At 64.5% G+C, this 16,474-nt stretch carries 11 protein-coding genes, 1 tRNA gene and 2 pseudogenes; all 14 read right to left on the reverse strand.

All coding sequences use genetic code 11. The features are described from left to right. Positions 1-106 precede the first annotated feature (106 nt). Positions 107-868 carry a PopZ family protein gene (locus tag ACSKB8_RS32110; protein ID WP_438108423.1) on the reverse strand — a complete coding sequence of 254 codons (762 nt, stop codon included), beginning with the start codon at positions 866-868 and terminating at the stop codon, positions 107-109. A 302-nt stretch (positions 869-1,170) separates the two neighbouring features. Then, entirely contained in the window at positions 1,171-2,556 is a 1,386-nt protein-coding gene (locus ACSKB8_RS32115; protein WP_438108425.1) for a TolC family outer membrane protein, read from the reverse strand. Between the two features lie 205 nt (positions 2,557-2,761). Next, positions 2,762-3,425: pseudogene (locus tag ACSKB8_RS32120) on the reverse strand (protein-L-isoaspartate O-methyltransferase family protein). A gap of 143 nt (positions 3,426-3,568) precedes the next feature. Next, positions 3,569-3,748, reverse strand: coding sequence for a hypothetical protein (locus tag ACSKB8_RS32125; RefSeq protein WP_128933926.1), 180 nt, complete (start codon positions 3,746-3,748; stop codon positions 3,569-3,571). A gap of 212 nt (positions 3,749-3,960) precedes the next feature. Beyond that, positions 3,961-4,036 (reverse strand) — tRNA-Asn (locus ACSKB8_RS32130). Between the two features lie 129 nt (positions 4,037-4,165). Next, entirely contained in the window at positions 4,166-4,534 is a 369-nt protein-coding gene (locus ACSKB8_RS32135) for a hypothetical protein (protein WP_438108427.1), read from the reverse strand. Positions 4,535-4,746: 212 nt separating this feature from the next. Further along, complete coding sequence (locus ACSKB8_RS32140) at positions 4,747-6,450, reverse strand: flotillin family protein (RefSeq protein ID WP_438108429.1); 1,704 nt, start codon at positions 6,448-6,450, stop codon at positions 4,747-4,749. 22 nt (positions 6,451-6,472) lie between these two features. After that, positions 6,473-7,132, reverse strand: a complete 660-nt coding sequence (locus ACSKB8_RS32145) for an OB-fold-containig protein (protein WP_438108431.1) — start codon at positions 7,130-7,132, stop codon at positions 6,473-6,475. 10 nt (positions 7,133-7,142) lie between these two features. Further along, complete coding sequence (locus ACSKB8_RS32150) at positions 7,143-8,306, reverse strand: PspA/IM30 family protein (RefSeq protein WP_438108433.1); 1,164 nt, start codon at positions 8,304-8,306, stop codon at positions 7,143-7,145. A 1,190-nt stretch (positions 8,307-9,496) separates the two neighbouring features. Continuing rightward, positions 9,497-9,880 (reverse strand): RidA family protein, encoded by a 384-nt coding sequence (locus ACSKB8_RS32155; protein ID WP_438108435.1) that lies wholly within the window; start codon positions 9,878-9,880, stop codon positions 9,497-9,499. Between the two features lie 13 nt (positions 9,881-9,893). Continuing rightward, positions 9,894-12,224: an acetamidase/formamidase family protein gene (locus ACSKB8_RS32160; protein ID WP_438108437.1), complete on the reverse strand. Its 2,331-nt coding sequence runs from the start codon at positions 12,222-12,224 to the stop codon at positions 9,894-9,896. A gap of 134 nt (positions 12,225-12,358) precedes the next feature. Then, entirely contained in the window at positions 12,359-13,600 is a 1,242-nt protein-coding gene (locus ACSKB8_RS32165) for an acetamidase/formamidase family protein (protein WP_438108439.1), read from the reverse strand. 49 nt (positions 13,601-13,649) lie between these two features. After that, positions 13,650-15,271, reverse strand: a pseudogene (locus ACSKB8_RS32170) (amino acid ABC transporter permease/ATP-binding protein). Then, positions 15,271-16,152: an ABC transporter substrate-binding protein gene (locus tag ACSKB8_RS32175; RefSeq protein WP_370987358.1), complete on the reverse strand. Its 882-nt coding sequence runs from the start codon at positions 16,150-16,152 to the stop codon at positions 15,271-15,273. The pseudogene ACSKB8_RS32170 and the gene ACSKB8_RS32175 overlap by 1 nt, the downstream one beginning before the upstream one ends. Positions 16,153-16,474: the final 322 nt, after the last annotated feature.

Genomic DNA, 16,474 nt, shown 5'->3' on the forward strand with positions numbered 1-16,474 from the left:
CGCGCGGTTCAAGTCAACGGGAAGCTCAACGGCGAGCGTTTTCGGCCCGGACCGCATGCCGAATATGACGCAGGAGCAGGGCTTTATCGGGGCCGCATGGCCCGTCTCAGCGGCCGCCGCGCGAGACCCGCTCGATTTCGGCCTTCACAATGCGTTCAACCAGGCCCGGCAGGTTGTCATCGAGCCAGGACTTCAGCATCGGACGCAGCATCTCCTTGACCAGATCCTCCAGCGTCCGCGCATTGCTGCTCAGAACCGTGTGGGCCAGCGAGTTGAAGGCGGATTCGACCGCGGAGACCGTGGATTGCGCGAGGATTGGCTGCTGCGGCGGCAGCGGCGGTGCATCGAAGTCCACCGGTGCGTAAGACGGCGGCGGCGCGGTGCGCGGCGGCGGCGATTCGGCGAATTCGAGATCGTCGCGCGGCTCGACCTTGTGGAAGCTGGGTGGCGGCGGAGGCGGTGTCGGGTCCATCGCCATCTCGTCGGTCAATTCGAGCACGTCGGGCTCCGGCTCGGGCTCGGGAGCGCGGACCTCCGGCGCAGGCGTGGCCGCGTCGAGCCCGGCCAGCAGCGCGTCGATGTCGTCCTGGCTGTTGGATGCGTCCGCCGCAGGTGCGGGCGGCGGCGGCGCCGGCTTTGCGGCCGGCGGCGGTGCGGGCTTTTCGGCGGCGGGTTTGGGCGGAGCGACCTTGGATGGCGGAATGTCGTTCATCGCCTGCGGCTTTGGCGGCGCGGCGGGCGCCGCAGCCTTCTCGGGTTTGGCGGCCTCTGTCGGCGGCGGCTTGGCCTCATCGTCGGCAATGATGCGCCGGATCGAGGCCAGAATCTCCTCCATCGAGGGTTCTGTGACCTTTGCAGGCTGCGTCATCTCCGACTCCACATCATCAACGCCCTCGCATGCGTTGTTTTACACCAAGCACGACAGGATTGGCCGGTTCCGGAACGACGGCCCGACATTTTCGTCGCGGCAGCCCGACTTGTCCCCAGATCACGGCTCAACGTGCGGCGGTGCGCCCCTGCCCGCGGCACTCAAGCTTTACGTACACGGCATCGATACGGGCGAATCGACCCGCATCTTCTTGGCAAGGCTATGTCAGGGATTTTGATGATTGCAAGCAAAGCGCCGGTCGGCCTCGGCTATTGGCGAGGCCGACCGGACACTTACGGAAATCAGCGTCCGTCGGGCGTGCGCACGCCGGCCCAGCTGTCGCGGACCTGATGGTAGTGGACGCTGGGATCATAGACAGTGGTCGCAAGACCGAGCACCTGCGGCGACAGGCGGCCAACGGCCGCGAGGACGTTATAGGACGCAACCACGCGATCGTGCTGCGCGGTCACCAGCGCAACGCGCGCATTGACCAGGGCCTGTTGCGCGTTGAGGACGTCGAGGGTGGTGCGCTGACCGGCCTTGGCTTCCTCGCGCACGCCGTTCAGCGCGATCTCGGACGCGGCGACCTGCGCCTGTGCGGACTGCACCTGCGCCTTGCCGGCCTGCAACGAACCCCACCACTGCACGACGGTCGCGCGAGTCTGGTCGCGCGTGGTTTCGAGGTTGAGACGCTGCTGCGCCAAGTTTTCCTTGGATTGGCGGATCAGCGAATATTCACCACCGCCCTGATAAATCGGCACCGAGACCTGCGCGATCGCGGATGCGTTGAACGAGCGCAACTGAATCAAGGACTGTTCGTTGGACTGCGTGGCCGATGCCTGGATCGTAATCGTCGGCAGCAACGCACCTTCGGCGACTTTGACCTGCAAGAAATTGACGTCGATGCCGTACATTGCGGCCGTGACGTTGGGATGCTCGACCAGGCTGAGCTCGACGGCCGAAGCGAGCGTTGACGGCAGGAACCGGTCGACCGGCGAGCCCGGAGCGAGGTTCGTCGGCTCGTTGCCGATGATGCGGCGGAAGTTCGCCCGGGTCGTGGTGAGATTCGCTTCGGCGGTGAGCGCCTGCGTCTTGCCGGCAGCCAGTTGCGCTTCCGATTGCGCAACGTCGGTGCGCGTCACTTCGCCGACGTTGAAACGATCACGGGTCTGCTTCAGCGTCTGCTCGAGCACGCGCACGTTGCTGCGCTGGACTTCGAGCGTCGCGGCGTCGCGCAGATAGTCCATGTAGGTCGTTGCACCCTGGAGCAACACGCTCTGATCGAGGCTGCGCAGCGCTTCGCGGGCACCGGACACCTGACTCTCCGCCGCCCGCGTTCTGTTGGCGGTCTGGTTGCCATTGTAGAGCGTCTGCGAAGCGGTTATTCCAGCGCTGCGAGGTACGGTGGTTCCATGGATTGAGTTACTCCCCACGCCACTCTGCAAATCCTGATATTGATAGCCACCGTTCGCCGTCAGCGAGACCTTGGGGCGATAGCCAGACAAGGCTTGAGGCACATTCTCGTCGGTCGAGCGCACCTGGGCGCGCTGTGCGTTGAGTTGCGGATTGTTCTGATAGGCGCGCACCAGCGCGGACTCGATCGTATCCGCTAAGGCAGGCATCGGCCCGGCTAGCGACAGCAGCAGGACCGAAACCGCAGCTCCGGTGAAGAGCTTCACCCCATGCATCCCTGAAATTCCGTTCATTCTAACGCCCGAACTCGTGCCCGCGAGCTGGGTTACCGTCTACCGAGTGGAGTCGTTGCCCCGCCGCAACATAGGACGGGGATTGTCGCGACGGAACCACCTCAAGGTAGTTCAAGGTGGAAACTCTTCACGTGCAGCATCCCGGCCACACTTCTGATTCAGAACGGGATTTTTAGGCCTTGGGACCTCAGAAGACGAACGCTGCGGCCCGTTCCAGCCCGGGAAGGACCGGGGCGGCGGCATCAAACAGCGCCCGATAGCCGAATTCACCGTGGCTATGGGTCACGATCACGGCCCGCGGCGGCTTCGGATTCGGCCGACACTCCCACCAGGCGCCCGCCTTCCTTCAGCTGCCCGAGCAACGCCTCCGGCGTTGCCTCGGCAGCGCCGTTGAGGACGATCACGTCATAAGGAGCGGTGGAGGGATCACCCTCGCTGCAGGAAGCGACCTTGCAGGTGACATTGGCGAGCCCAAGAGCGGTGAAGGCGTCCTTGGCCTTGGCGGCCAGAGCCGAATCACATTCGGTCGCGGTGACCTGGCGCGCGAGCTTGGCGGCCAGCGCGGCGAGATAGCCCGTGGCGCAGCCAACGACCAGCACATTGTCGCCTTCGCCGATTTCGGCAGCCTGCAGCAGCTTGCCGGTCAGCTGCGGCTTGATCAGGAACCGCTTGGCGCCGCCCTCGCTCACATCGAGATCGAGGTCGAGATAAGCCAAGGCCTGCCGGCTGGCCGGCACGAAGGCCTCACGTGGAACCGTGAGCATGGCATCGAGAATACGACGGTCGGTGACGTCATTGGTGCGCACCTGGCCATCGACCATTTTTTGGCGCGCGGTCGAGAAACCGGACATTTGCGGACCCTGAAATGCGGACGATGCCGCGGAGATGAGTTGGCGGCATCTTTGGAACATGCCCGGCCAAAACGCAACATGGCCGTTGGCTGCGACGAGCCCTGTGGCTTGCGCAGCTCATCGCATCAGGGCTGCGGAACGGCTCATTCGATCGCCACCGCGAGGCGGCCGATCAGAGCGGCGACCTCGTCCAGCCGCGCCGAGTCGGGCGCCTCGACCGCACGCGCAAGGCAAGCGAGGCATTCATCGTCGCTGAGCTCGGGAACGTCGGCCGGCAGAATCGAGGGGGCCATATGAGTACGGTCGACCTGGATGTCTGGCATGGGAATCAGCTCCGTAAGGATCCGGCACTGGCCAGGCTCGATTTGAATTGAGTTGATTTGGCGCCGTCCTCATGGCGCGACGGCGCTGCCGGACACGTCTGCTTGAACCGATTCCGCGGGGTTCGGCACCTGACGGTGCTCGCAGATCGCGCGAACGAGATCGCGCGCCACATCAGGATGCAGCTTCAATGCATTGAAATATAAGTGAAAGTTGGCTCCCCGGGCTGGATTTCGAACCAGCGACCATCCGATTAACAGTCGGATGCTCTACCGCTGAGCTACCGAGGAAAAGGCGAACCAGTCGTTCGCGCGCGGCTGCGTATAACAAAGCCGGTTGCGCTTGCAAAGACGAATTCGTCATCTTCCGCAAGGAGCCTGAGGGAGGCCAGGAGCGGCCCCTCCCCGGCCAAGTCAGGCTTACTCGGCGAGGAACGAGGTGGTCTTGGTGCCGGAGTCGTAGCGCAGCCGCAGCGCGGTGATCCTGCAGAGGTTGACGTTCTTCCACAGCACCGCCTCGTCATAGTTCTGCCAGTCGACGCGAATGTTCCAGACACATCCCTCGTCGTCCTCATCGAACTCGACATAGGTGCTCGCCTGGTTCTGCAAGACCCTATCGAGCTCGTTGTCCCATTCGTCCAGGCCGTCGTCAGGCGCGTTGAAGCCGAGGAATTTGATGGCGTAGCCGGTCTCGTTGACGACGGTGACGTTGCGGGCATCAGCCGCGAGCGACGGCGCGGCGGCGATCGCAAGCGCGATCGCGACCAGTGCAGACAGAAAATACTTCATTGAAAATCTCCCGATCGAAACAGGCTTCGGCGCCTGGCGTCGATCGGCGCAGGCGCCGCGGCAACAAATGACATTGCCTCGAAAGATCCGTCCGGAGCGCAATCGACGGGTTCAAGACACCCATCGACCAGCACTCCGGAAGATGTGCGCGACGCGAGACGCGCACGGCCTGTTCTTATCGTTTCGAATTCTCCGCAGCAATGAACGGGCATTCATAGATCGGCAGAGTTTGTTTTCTCCGGTGCGGGCGCAACCGCCGGCACCGCAGCGCCGTTGCCCTTCCCCGTCACGGCGCCGACCAGCGCCTTCACGGGATCTTCGCCCGGCGCAAAGCCGCTCTGACGCAAGATCTCGTCGATCATCGGACGCAGCGCATGCACCTTGAGCAGTTCGCCGGCGAGCCCTTCGCCGAATCCGACATTGCCGCCGGCGCCGTTACCATTGCTGCCGAAGGCGCCGCCGGTATGCAGGATGCGAACGTCCTTGAGATTGGCGATCGGCTTCACCATCTCGGCGAGCGCTTCCGGCATGGTCTCGATCCGTTTCTTGGCGATCTCGAAATCGATGACGTTGCTGCCGAGCTTGTTCTGCGCCTCGTTCTTCATGGTGATGACGGCGGCCTCGGCCTCACCGATGTTGCGGACGCCGACCGCCTTGATCTTGTTGGACTCGGCTTCGGCGGTGGCCAGCGTCGTGATGGCCTCGGCTCGGTCGAGCGCCGCCTTCTTGTCTGCCTCGGCCGCGACGATCACCTCAGTCGATTTGCGCTCGGCCTCGGTACGCGCGGCAAGCACCTGGGTCAGACGGGCGCGATCGGCAACCTCAACGGCGCGCGCGGTCACGACCTTTTCCTCGGCGGAGACGGCGAGCGCTTCGGCCGTCTTGGCTTCGGCGACGGCCTCCGAGGTCTGCTTGCTCTTGGCGGCGATCTGGATCTCGTTCTCCTGGGTCGCGATCTGGATTTCGCGCTGCGCGTCGGTCCTGCGCTTGTTGATCGCTAGATCCGACTCGATCACCGCGGTTTCCTTGACCTGCTTGGCGCCGGCCTCCTTTTCCGCGACGGCCCTGTCGGTGTCGATGCGGGCGTTCTCCTCAGTCAGGCGCGCGGTCTGTGTCGCAGTCGCGACCTCGGCGCGGGTGCTCGCGGTCTTGTTGGCGATGTCACGCTCCTGCGAGAGTTCGGCCTCCTTCTTGGTGCGTTCGATGGTCAGGGTCTGCTGTCGTGCTTCGAGATCCTTCTGCGCGATCGCCACCTCGTTGTCGCGGACGATGGCATTGCGGTCACGGCGGCGGGTCTCGGTAATGGTCTTGAGTTGGGTCAGGCCTTCGGCGTCGAAGAAGTTTTCCGGATTGAAGAACTTGACGTCGGTCTGGTCCAGCTTCGTCAGCGACACCGATTCCAGCTCGAGGCCGTTCGATTTCACATCGGACTCGACCGTGGACTGCACGTGCTTGACGAAGTCCGAGCGCTTCTCCTGGAGCTCCAGGATGGTCATGGTCGCAGCCACCGAGCGCAGGCCGTCGACGAATTTCGCCTCGACCTGGTTGCGCAGCGCCTCGGCATCGTTGGTCAGCGCGCCCAGCGTCTGGCTTGCAAGCGCGATACTCTCCTCGTCGGGACGGACGCGGACGTAGAACTCGGCGACGATATCGACGCGCAGGCGGTCCTTGGTGATGAGGGATTCCCGCTCCTTGCGCTCGACGGTGAGCCGCAGCGTCTTCAGATTGACGCTAGCATAGGAGTGGAAGATCGGCAGGATCATGGCGCCGCCGTCGAGCACGACCTTCTTGCCGCCGAGGCCGGTGCGCACGAAGGCCTCGTCGCGGGTGGCGCGCTTGTAGAGAATGGTGAAGACGATCCCCAGGACGACGATCAGCGCGACGCCAATCATGGCCGGGACTGCGATGTCGAACATGACTTTCTCCGATAATGACGTGCTAGCTGCTTAGAGTGGGCTTGGAGGGTTTGAGTTCATCGTCGGCCTTGACCGCCACGAAGCGGGTGCCATCGCGGTCGACCAGCAGAACCATGGTTCCCTGCGGCAGAGGCGATGATGAAGGTGCTGCGACGGCCCAGACGAAGTGACGATTGCCGTGGACGTCGGCGACGCTGACGCGGCCCGGCGGCCCCTGGTCGAGCGGACCGACGACGACCTCACCGACCCGGCCGACGAGATCGCCGAGGCCGACGGCGTAGCTCTCGTCCTTGGGAATGACCCGCGCGATCGCACGGCTTGCGCCGCGGACCAGCGGAACCGATACGGCGACCGCCCCGATCGAGGCGACCGTCGCCGGCAACGGACCGGCCACCATCCGCGCGACGTCCTGGATCAGGAAGCCCATGATGGAGAAGGCGCCGAGCAACAGTAGCAGGAAGATCAGTAACGGCACGCCACCGACATTGATCCATGAGATCGCGTTGATCACGCCATTGTCGCTGGGGTGGCCGAAATCGATGTTGGTGCCGAGCATTTCGCTGAGCGAAGCCCCGACCAGCATCGAGACCACCTCGATCGAGCCGACGATGACGATCATGGCCGCCGCGATCGCGAACGGCCTGACCTCCGGCGACATGACGTGTTCGAGCAGAGCGCTCATGACACGGCACTCAGGAGCGCGACTTCAACCGGGCCAGCCTCGCTGCAATTTCCTTGTCGCGATGCAACGTGCTGAGCTCGTCGATGTCGCTCGAATAAGGGATGCCCGGCGGCACGCCGGTGACCCGTGCCACCGCCCTGCCCGCGCGCAGCGCCTTCGCGGCTGCAGAACCGCCGCCCGGCTTGCGGGGTGATGTCGACGCCTGCTGGCTTGCGACGGCCTCGCTCTTTTCGAGATCGGCGCGGCGCTGCTCGGCATCCTGGAGCGCCGACAGCACGGCGCGCAGGGACGTCACGCATTGCTCGATCTTCTCGTTGTTCTCGTCGATGGCGCGCGAGAGCACCTCGAATTGCGCCTCCAGATCCATCTGCCGCGCGATGCCGGCGCGCGCGAGATCGTCGCGCCCGTCCGTGATCGCCCCTTCGATTTTGGGAGCGAGCTCGGCCATCTCGCGCTCGATCTCGGTGCGGCGCGCGTTGAGGCGGTATTCCTCGGCGCGCGCGGCCGCGAGCGCATCGCGCGCCTCGCTCTCGGCGCGCTCGATCTCGCGGATGGCTTGGCCAACCACTTTGAGCTTGTTCTTGCCTTCCGCCTGCTCGATCGCGTCATAGGCAATCCCCGCGATCAGACGCCCGACCCGGGACAGGAAATTGTCGGGGGCGGCAGCGATGGTATCCATAGCGTTCTCCTCCTCTGGCAGAATGTTCGGCGTGACGCCGTAGTGAACTTCGAGACCGTCGTCGGTGCGGATCAGGTGCGCCGGCACGCTCTGCCCCCAGCCCTCGGCATAGCCGGCATAGTCGAAGGGCACGCTGAAGCGGCCGTGCACGGTTGCAATCGAAATGGTGGCGGGGCCCTTGATCTTGGCGAGCTTGTCGTCGAGCGGCAGCCGGCGGCCCTGCGACGCGCGATAGTCGGCACGGTCGCGCAGGCCCAGCGTCACCAGGCGTGAGGGCAGCGCGGTCTGCTTGCGGATCGGCTCATAGGCATGGGCATGGAGCAGGACCACGTTGGAACCGATGTTATGGCTCCGCGCGACCTCGTCGAGAATCTCCATCATGCGGTCATAAGCCCTAAACGTCGCCTCCAGCGCGGCCTTGGCAGCCGGATCAGGGGCAAGCCTGTAACGCAGCGCAGATGGAGCGTTTCGGGGCGACGGGCTCATGGAAAGCACTAAAGCACCATTTTGGTGCTTTAGGAAGGGGAGTCTCGATCACGGTCCGCTGATCCCTAGGCACTCTATCGAGTTAGTCGCCGTGGTCTGGGCCCGCGTTCAAGCCGGGCGATTACCTCTAGATCACAGCCGATCAAGACTTCCTGCACGCGTGGGTTGCAATTTGAGACGAAATGCGGGGAGCGTTCGGCATCCCGTAACCGACCCCGCCACTCACGTGTCCCGGACAAGCCGCAACGCCAAAGGCGTTGCGGCGCAGAGCCGGGATCCAGCAGGCCATGGTAATCGCTGTCGCAGGGGCCCCGGCTCAGCAGCGCACCGCTCCCGGACGATGCTTCGCATCGCGTTGAGAGCGCTGCGTCCGGGCCGCGAGACGGAGATTGAAGCGCAGTGAGCCTCCCCGTCGTCATTGCGAGGAGCTCTTGCGACGAAGCAATCCAGAGTCATTCCGCGGAGGGATTCTGGATTGCTTCGCTTTCGCTCGCAATGACGGAGTTGGACGCAACACCTCTCTCTACCAACGCAAATCTCTGTCGCAGACACACCTACGCCTCCTCGCGGCTCTTCTCGCCCGAGTCATGCTCCATCTCGACACCCTCTTTTGTCAGAGGGCGCAGGGAAGACCGGGTGCCGGCTGGGCACCCGCGGTCCACTGTGCGAAAGCGTGTGCTGCAAGAATTTGCACAGCGGCATACAGGTGGAGCCGGAAACAACCCGGCCTTCCCTGCGCAGTGGTTTGACGGCTTATGCCGAGTTCTCCCCGGGGAGCGATGCACTATTGCCCCCGTCGCCTTGCGGATGGCTGATGCGTGCGCCCGGTCGGACGAAACGCATCACCGCAAGACTTGACGCACAGGCCCCGGGCGTCAGAACGACACGGTTTTGCCGTACGCTGGTCGCACCTGTCGTTTGCGCGTGACGATCGCTCACGGTTTCCCGCCCTGCGATTGCCTCATCGCGCCGGTGCTGCCAGCGTCCACCACGGCCCATCCCGCGTTTCGTGACGATCGCGATACGCCCCTCTGACTGGGGATGAGGTGGTGCGACAATGCGATAAATCAGAAATTCTGTAAAGGCGAATATTTTCAAGCGCGGTGATTGACCCGTCGGTTGTGTGTTTTGCCCGACGGACAACGCAACGGCTTGTAGCCCGGATTTCGCTGCCGCTCCATCCTGGCTACAGCAACATCTCACGGCCGCCGGCACACCAGGTCGATCTCGATCAGCGCGCCATAAGCAAGGCCAGTGACGCCGACGCAGGTGCGGGCCGGCAGGCGATCCGGTGCAAAGTAGCTGCGATACGTCTCGTTCATCGCCGCGTAGTCCTCCTTGAACCGCGTGAGATACACGCGCGTCATCACGACATGATCGAGGCCGAGACCAAGTCCGGCCAAAACCACCTTCAAATTCTCTATCACCGCGCGGGTCTGCGCGACGATGCCCTCGGGCAGGACGCCGGGCGCTTGCGGTGTATCCGGCATCTGGCCGGTTACGAAGACAAAGCCGTCGGTCTCCACCGCGTGGCTGAAGGGCGCGACCGGCTTCGGTCCGCCGCTGATCATGTGGAATTTCACTTGGGTGTCCTTGTCAAGGTGCGTCCTGAAACAGGCGCTTGCTGAGGATGGCGTGCACGCCCCAATTGCCGTCGACCACCTGCGTGACGCCGAAATCGACGGCGGCCGACATCAGCGCGATCGCCTCGTCCTCGCTGAGACCTTTGGTGTTCATCAGGAAGCGCCGCATCTTGCGGAACGCGTCCTTCATGGCGAGATCGAGCGAGGATTTTGCGTAGACCTCGCTTTGGCCCTGCGTGCCGAACTCGGCGAGGTAATTCGGGTGGCTGAAGCCGGTCAGCACCCAGTCGGTCTCGGTCTCGATGAGGGGATAAGAGAGATCGGCGAAGGGCCGGCCGGCGAGATCGGCCTTCTTGTGCAGGATCACCTCGAAGGTGCCGGTCATCGAGCATTCGATCGCGGTGCCGCTGAGCTCGCCGTCGCCCTGTGTGGCATGGGGATCGCCGACCGACAACAGTGCTCCGGGCACGGAGACGGGAAGATAGACGGTCGCCCCCTTCCCGAGCCGCCAGTTGTCGAGATTGCCTCCGAAATAGGACGGCGGCACGGAATCGACGAAATCGACCTCGCGCGGCGCCACCGCGATCACGCCGAAATGCGGCCGCAGGGGAATGCGGATGCCGTCGAGCACGGCGTGGCGGCGCTTGATCGTACTGGGCGTGACGGGAACGCCGGGATAGTCGTAGGTGGCGTGCACCACGCCGGAGGGATCGGTCTGCGGCTCCCAGCGGTAGGAATAAAGCGCGCGGGCGTGTGGCTGCACGGGATCGTCGAAGATCTCGTAGATGGTAACGACCTCGCGCGGCTGGGGACCGCCGAGAAACTCGCGATAGTGATAGCCCCACCACGCTGCGACCGAAGAGCCGAACACGCGGCCCGCATAGTTCGGGCTGCGGCTTGCGCGCGGGACGATGTCGAGGATGCGCACCTCCAGCACGTTGCCGGGCTGGGCGTCCTTGACCGCGACCGGCCCAGTGCAGATGTGGACGCCGAATCCCTCGCCCGCGCCGCGGCCGAACACGCTGGCATCCATGGGACCGGCACCGCGGCGATCGACGTTCTTCTTGTCGGCCGTCCAGCCGAACACGCTTTCGGCGCCGGCATCGCCCGCGATCATCATCTCCGGCGCGTCGGAGGCGTGCTGGGTCAGCGTTTCGATGGTGATGGTATCGCCGGAGGCAATCTCGATCTGCGGCGACAGCGAGCGGCTGAAATAACCCCAATGGACGCGGCGGGCCTCGACCGGGAGGTGATGATGCCTCCGCTCCGACGTGGTTCGCTCCTCGCTGCCGGCACAAGTGACGCTGCTGCGGACCTCCACGCTCTGATGCGTGCGGAGCTGTGCCAGCGCCTCCTGTGGCCAGCCGCGCTGGCCGGCGACGCCATGCTGCGAGGTCGCCCGCTCCGCCTCCTGCTGGCGAAACTCGCGCGGCGGCAATCCGAAGCGATGACGGAAGGCGCGGCTGAAATGCGCGGAGTCGCCGAAGCCATAGGCGTAGGCGATCTCCGAGATCGAGCGATGCGCCTCGGCCGGATTGGAGAGATCGGCAAAGGCGCGCTGGAGTCGGCGCTCGCGAACGTAATGGGTAAAATTGTCGCCGACGGTTTCGAACAGCTTTTGCAAATAACGTTCGGAGATGCCCTCGGCCTGCGCGACGCGCGCCGGCACCAGATCGGGATCGTCGAGGCGGCGCTCGATGGTCTGACAGATTCTGTGGAGCAGCGCGGCCTGCGTCGCGCTCGATCCGGCATCGGAGGCCGATGATGCCAGCCGATGCGCGAGCGTCAGGAGAAGATCGACCAGAGACTGCGCGACCGAATTCCATTCGGCGTCGCTCAGGGTGTTGAGGATCCGTGCGGTCGTGTCGAGCAGACGGGAGAATACATCGGCAAAGCCGCCGGGTGGAACGACGCGGGGCCCACCGAGCCGTGGCTTGACCGAGAGTCGCCCGTGCAGCGCCTCCGAGGTCACCGACAGCGCGATGGCGCGCATGTCGCGCTGAAATACGACGCTCCAGTCGCCGGCTCGCGGCAGCAGCACGAGGTGGCCGACGGGAACGATGCGATGACCGCCGGCGCTTTTCAGCACCATACCGTCCTCGACCGGCAACAGCGCGATCGGAAGATCTTCACTCGCTTGCGCGAGAGGCCCGACACTCTGCGCGCCTGCGGCCATGCGGGTCAGTGCAACACCTGCGGTGTGGCGATGGGATGCGGTCGCGTGTCCGTCGAAAATGCCGTGACCGCCCGCTGGTTGCAGGCCGACCGCAGCCAGCACGTCCCGCCATGCTTCGGGGCGGTCGTCTTGCGCGTAGGACTCGCTCGTGAACGGGCGGAAGCTCATCGGATCGACCCAGATTGCAGTCGATCGAAGCAACCTCTGTGCCAGACGCACGCGATCCTCCGTCACAGCGACGGGCCGCAAATGAGGTTTGTCCTTCACGCGTTCATCCGGAATATTGAATGCACTTCAATGCATTAGTCGCACCGGAAGATGTTCTTGCGGATCGTGCCGTGAACGCCCCAATTGGCATCGACCACCTGGGTGACGCCGAAATCGGCGCCGACCGACATCAGCGAGATCGCCTCGTCCTCGCTGAGGCGATGCACGGTCATCAGGAACCGGCGCAGTTTTCTGAATGCGTCGCGCATCGCACGGTCGAGACTGGAGTGATTGGCAATCTCGGTTTGTGCGTCAGTGCCGAGGGCTGCGAGGTAGTTCGGATAGGTGAAGCCGTAGAACGACCAGGCGTGGTCAGTCTCGAGCATGGGATGGTCGAGGCCTTCGAGGCTGGTGCCGCCAAGGTCGACCTTCTTGTGCAGGATGAATTCGAAATCGCCGGTCAGCGAGGTCTCGATCGCGGTGCCGCCGAGCTCGCTGTCGCCTTGCGCGGCATGGGGGTCGCCGACCGAGAAATAGGCGCCGGGGACCGCGACCGGATAGAACATCCGCGCCCCCTTGCCGATGCGCCAGTCGTCGATGTTGCCGCCGGTATAGCTCGGCGGTATCGAGCTGACGAAATCGGCTTCCGACGGTGCGAGGCCCATGGTGCCGAAATGCAGCCGCGCCGGCACCCTCACGCTGGAGAGGATGTTCTCGCGCTTCCTGATCGTGGCGTGGTCCACGCGCACGCCGGGATAGTCGATGGTCGGATGCACGATACCGTCCGGGTCGATCTGCGGCGTCCACACGTAATTGTAGACGGCCTTCGCGTAAGGCTCACCCGAGGTGTCGAGCTCGAAGATGGTGACGACCTCGCGCGGCTTCGGCTCCTCGACCAGATCGTGGTAGTGAAAGCCCCAGTTTGCCGCGACGTTGGAGCCGAAGCAGCGGCCGGCATGGCAGGCGCTGCAGCTCGGCCGCGGTCGGACGTCGAGAATGCGAACCTCCAGAATGTCGCCGGGCTCGGCGCCTTCGATCGCGACGGGACCGGTAAGAAGATGCACGCCGATCCCCTCGCCTGCGCCGCGGATGAAGGGGCCCTCGACGGGGCCGGAGCCGCGGCGCGCCACGGCCTTGTGCTCGCGCGTCCACTGGAACACGCTCTCGGCGCCGGGATCGCCCTGGATCATGCGCTCGTAATCATCATTGGCATGATGGGTCAGCGTTTCGATGGTGGCGCGGTCTCCGGAACGTAGCGTCAGGGCCGGCGCGACGGTCTTGGAGAAATAGCCCCAGTGGACGGTCTTCGGCGAAACCGGCAGCGTGACATGCTTCATGAGGTGGCCTCTTCGGGGAACGCGGTCGTGAACCTTGTGGAGACAGTGCTCATCGCACGGTCTCCGGAGTCTTCTCGGCTTCCATCACGCTGAGGAAACGCGCCGTCAGCGGATTGCGGGGATTGGAGAGCACCTCGTGCGCCGGTCCGTCCTCGATGATCGCCCCGCCGCTCAGGAAAGCGACACGATCGGCGACCTCGTCAGCGAAACGGATCTGGTGCGTCGAGATGATCATGGTGAGGCCGTCGTCGATGGCGAGACGGCGGATCACCTCCAGCACCTCATTGACGAGCTCGGGATCGAGCGCCGAGGTCGGCTCGTCCAGCAGCAGCACGCTCGGATTCGGCGCGAGCGCGCGGGCGATGGCAACGCGCTGCTGCTGGCCGCCGGAGAGATGCCGCGGCAACGCGTCGGCGCGATGCGAGAGCCCAACGCGGTCGAGCAGCTCGGCGGCCCGACGATCGGCATCGATCCGGCTCATCCCGTGGACCCAGCGCAACGGGCCGGCGATGTTCTCCTTTGCCGACAGATGCGCGAACAGATTGAACTGCTGGAACACCATGCCGACGCCGACGCTGGCGCGTTCATTGGCAATCGCCCGCGGCGACAGCGGCTTGCCGTTCTCGCCAAAGCCGAGGCGGCGGCCGCCGACGCGCACGGTGCCGGCGTCCCAGTTTTCGAGATGGTTGATGCAGCGGAGCAGCGTGCTCTTGCCGGAGCCGCTGGGACCGAGCAGCGCGACGACCTCACCCACGCGCACCGTGAGGTCGAGGCTGTCGAGCACCTTCTGCGGGCCGTAGCTCTTGGTGAGATCGTTGGCATCGACCGCGACATTGTTGCGCGCGATCGTCGCGGCGCGGCGGCCGCGTTCCTCGCGCGTCAACGCCAGGGGCGCCGTGTCGGTGAGCGAGGGCTGTGCGGGCTCTCGATCGGTGACGGCCGCAGCGGCAAGCTCGAGCTTGGTGGCGAGATCCACGCGGCGCCAGGGCAGGTAATCGGCGAGCTTGCGCTCGCGGCGCGTCGTACGGTCGAGATCGAGCAGCCATTCGACGAAGAGCTGGATGGCGCTGATGGTTGCGCTCAGCACGAGATACAGAAGACCTGAGGCAAAGAAGATCGAGAAGAAGTCGAAGGTCGAGGACGCGAGCTGGGTCGAGCGCAAGGTCAGCTCCTGGACCGCGACGACGGAGGCGAGCGAGGAATTTTCAGCGCACTCACTACCTCGTTGCCGAAGGCCGGGATCATGGTGCGGATGGCCTGCGGCGCGATGACCCGGTGCATCAGCACCGACGGCGTCATGCCGAGCGCCTGCCCCGCCGTCAGCTGCCCGCGGTCGACGCCGAGCACGCCGGCGCGCAGCATCTCCGCGATGAATGGCGCCTCGTTGCAGGCGAGCGCGAGGCCGGCGGCGAGCACGGCCGGAAGCTTGATACCGATATGGGGCAGCGCGTCGTAGGCGAACACCATCTGCAGGATTAGCGGCGTGCCGCGGAAGATCACGGTGTAGGCCCTGGCGATCGCCGCCAGCGGCCAGAAGCGGGAGAGCTGCATGCCGGCGAGGATCAATCCGAGGATCAATCCGCCGCCGAGCCCGAGGGCTGTCACCTCCAGGGTGAGCTCGATGCCCTCGAGCAGATACGGCATGCTCAGATAATGGAGGAACAGCGACATCAGTCAGCCGTCAGGATGTCCGGCTCCTTGAAATTGTTCACGTCGAGCCCCCACTTCTTCAGAAGCTCCATATGCGTGCCGGCCTTCTGCACCTCGATCAGCGCGGCTAGCACCGCGTCACGGAATTTCGGCTTGTCCTTGGGCACGGCGATGCCGACGGAGTACGGGATGGTCACTGCGATCGCCTTCTCCAGCTTGTCCGGATAGGCCTTCACCGCGCTGTCGACGGTGTTGACGTCGTTGACATAGGTGTCGGCGCGGCCGGCGAGGATCGCCTGGATGCAGTTGGCGTTGTTGTCGTAGAGCTGGATGGTCGGCTCCGGCTTGCCGGCCTTCTTGCACTCCGGGATCAGTGCCTGGATCAGGGGCACCTCGACATAGCCGGTGTTTTCGGCGGCGGCGGCGCCGCACATCGACAGGTTGATGCCGTTGATGCCCTTCGGATTGCCCTTGGCGACCAGCACGCCGTCGAACACTTTCGAGTAGGTGATGAAGTCGGCGGCCTTGGCGCGCTCCTTGGTGGCGTAGATGTCGGAGATGACGATGTCCGCTTGCCCCGCGGCGAGCGTGGTGAGGAGCGCTGCGAACACGACCGGCTTGTAAGTCAGCTTGAAGCCGAGGCATTCGCCGATGGCTTCGCCGAGATCGATGTCGAAACCGATATATTTGCTGGGGTCCTTGGGATCGATGGTCTCATAACCCGGCGTGTGCGGGTTGATGGCATTGACGAGTGTCTTGCCCTTCCAGTCCGGGTACTTTTCCTGGAGCGCGGTGCAGGCGGGCGCTGCGGCCTGCGCACTCAGCGGTGCGGCGGCAACCATGCCGAATGCGATCGCTGCGCCAAGCATGAGCTTGCGCCACGGCAATGATGCGCGCGCCATTCCTTGCCGCGCCTGGGGCCAAACCGATTTCTCCATCTCGCCAGTTCCTCCGAAATGTCATGGCGCCTGCCATGGTCCAGTGATCGGGGAGGAAACGTGAGGGAGTGCGCCGAGAAAAGCTTGTCTGCAGGCGTACAAAAAATTGGATGGAGGCGCCCGGCATTTGGGCAAGCGGTTGCACAAAAACTGTTCGCCCGGTCGCCAACCGACGCAGGCGCCAATTCCGAATTCGGGAGAACGCAGCAATCTGCCGACCAGAGAATCATTCGGTAAAGCCGTTTGACAGAGATATGACGGCCCGCCGATGGAAATGTGACGCCAG

Origin of the sequence: Bradyrhizobium sp. BR 1432 (genome assembly GCF_051547705.1) — a bacterium.
Taxonomy (GTDB): Bacteria; Pseudomonadota; Alphaproteobacteria; order Rhizobiales; family Xanthobacteraceae; genus Bradyrhizobium; species Bradyrhizobium zhanjiangense.